This window comes from Streptomyces sp. NPDC040410 (assembly GCF_055595715.1).
This window is the reverse complement of record NZ_JBVIVK010000071.1, coordinates 1-1,856: the sequence shown is the minus strand read 5'-3', so window position 1 is coordinate 1,856 and position 1,856 is coordinate 1. Positions and strand designations below refer to the sequence as shown.

The window sequence follows — 1,856 nt, the reverse complement described above, 5'->3', positions numbered from 1 at the left end:
GCGGCCGTGGGTACGGTCGCGGGGGCCTCGGACACGCGGGCCGGATCAGCCCTTGCGGGTGTTGATCTCCTCGGTGAGCTGGGGGACGACGTCGAAGAGGTCGCCGACCACGCCGTAGTCGACCAGGTCGAAGATCGGGGCCTCGGCGTCCTTGTTGATCGCCACGATCGTCTTCGAGGTCTGCATGCCGGCCCGGTGCTGGATCGCGCCGGAGATGCCGGAGGCGATGTACAGCTGCGGCGACACGGACTTGCCGGTCTGGCCGACCTGGTTGGTGTGCGGGTACCAGCCCGCGTCCACCGCGGCCCGCGAGGCACCCACGGCCGCGCCCAGCGAGTCGGCCAGCGCCTCGATCAGCGCGAAGTTCTCCGCGCCGTTGACCCCCCGGCCGCCGGAGACCACGATCGCGGCCTCGGTCAGCTCCGGACGCCCGCTCGCCTCACGCGCGGTGCGGCCGGTGACCTCGGTACCGGTCGCCAGCGCCGAGAAGGACACGCTCAGGGCCTCGACCGCGCCCGCGGCCGGGGCGGCCTCCACCGCGGCGCTGTTGGGCTTGACCGTGATCACCGGGGTGCCCTTGGTGATACGGGAGGTGGTGGTGAAGGACGCGGCGAACACCGACTGGGTGGCCACCGGGCCCTCGTCGCCGGCCCGCAGGTCGACCGCGTCGGTGATGATGCCGGAACCGATACGCAAGGCCAGCCGGGCGGCGATCTCCTTGCCCTCCGCGGAGGACGGCACCAGCACCGCGGCCGGGGACACGGCCGCGACCGCGGCCTGCAGCGCGTCCACCTTCGGCACCACCAGGTAGTCGGCGTACTCGGCGGCCTCATGGGTCAGAACGCGGGCCGCGCCGTGCTCGGCCAGCGCGGCGGCGGTACCGGCGGCGCCGGCACCCAGCGCGACGGCGACCGGCTCACCGATCCGGCGGGCCAGCGTCAGCAGCTCCAGGGTGGGCTTGCGGACGGCACCGTCCACGTGGTCGACGTAGACGAGGACTTCAGCCATGGGATTGCTCTCTCCTGCGAAACGAAGTTGAGGGGCGGTCGGCGACTGCGGGGCTCAGATGAACTTCTGGCCCGCGAGGAACTCGGCGAGCCGCTTGCCGCCCTCGCCCTCGTCCTTGACGATCGTGCCGGCGGTACGGGCCGGGCGCTCGGCCGCGGCCTCCACCACGGTCCAGGCACCCTCCAGGCCGACCTCCTCGGCCTCGATGTCCAGGTCGGACAGGTCCCAGGACTCCACCGGCTTCTTCTTCGCGGCCATGATGCCCTTGAAGGACGGGTACCGGGCCTCACCCGACTGGTCGGTCACCGACACCACGGCCGGCAGCCGCGCCTGAAGCCGCTCGGACGCGACGTCGCCGTCCCGGCGGCCCGTCACGGTGCCGTCCTCGACCGCGACCTCGGACAGCAGCGTCACCTGCGGCACACCCAGCCGCTCCGCCAGCAGCGCCGGGACCACACCCGCGGTGCCGTCGGTGGAGGCCATGCCGGAGATCACCAGGTCGTAGCCGGCCTTCTCGATCGCCTTGGCCAGCACCAGCGAAGTGCCGATGACGTCGGTGCCGTGCAGGTCGTCGTCCTCGACGTGGACCGCCTTGTCCGCGCCCATCGACAGCGCCTTGCGCAGCGCGTCCTTGGCATCCTCCGGACCCACCGTCAGCACGGTGATCTCCACGTCGTCGTCACCGCCTTGCCGCCGGCCTTCCGAGATCTGCAGCGCCTGCTCGACCGCGTACTCGTCCAGCTCGGAGAGCAGACCGTCCACGTCGTCCCGGTCGACGGTCAGGTCATCGGCGAAGTGCCGGTCGCCAGTGGCGTCGGGCACGTACTTCACAGTGACAACGATCCTCA

General features: G+C 71.8%; 2 protein-coding genes. Both read right to left on the bottom strand.

The window, feature by feature from the left end; all coding sequences use genetic code 11:
* Positions 1-45 precede the first annotated feature (45 nt).
* Entirely contained in the window at positions 46-1,008 is a 963-nt protein-coding gene (locus ACZ562_RS38320) for an electron transfer flavoprotein subunit alpha/FixB family protein (protein WP_471189347.1), read from the bottom strand.
* Between the two features lie 54 nt (positions 1,009-1,062).
* Positions 1,063-1,856 (bottom strand): electron transfer flavoprotein subunit beta/FixA family protein (locus ACZ562_RS38315; protein WP_471189344.1); only part of this gene is annotated, 794 nt, incomplete at its 5' end.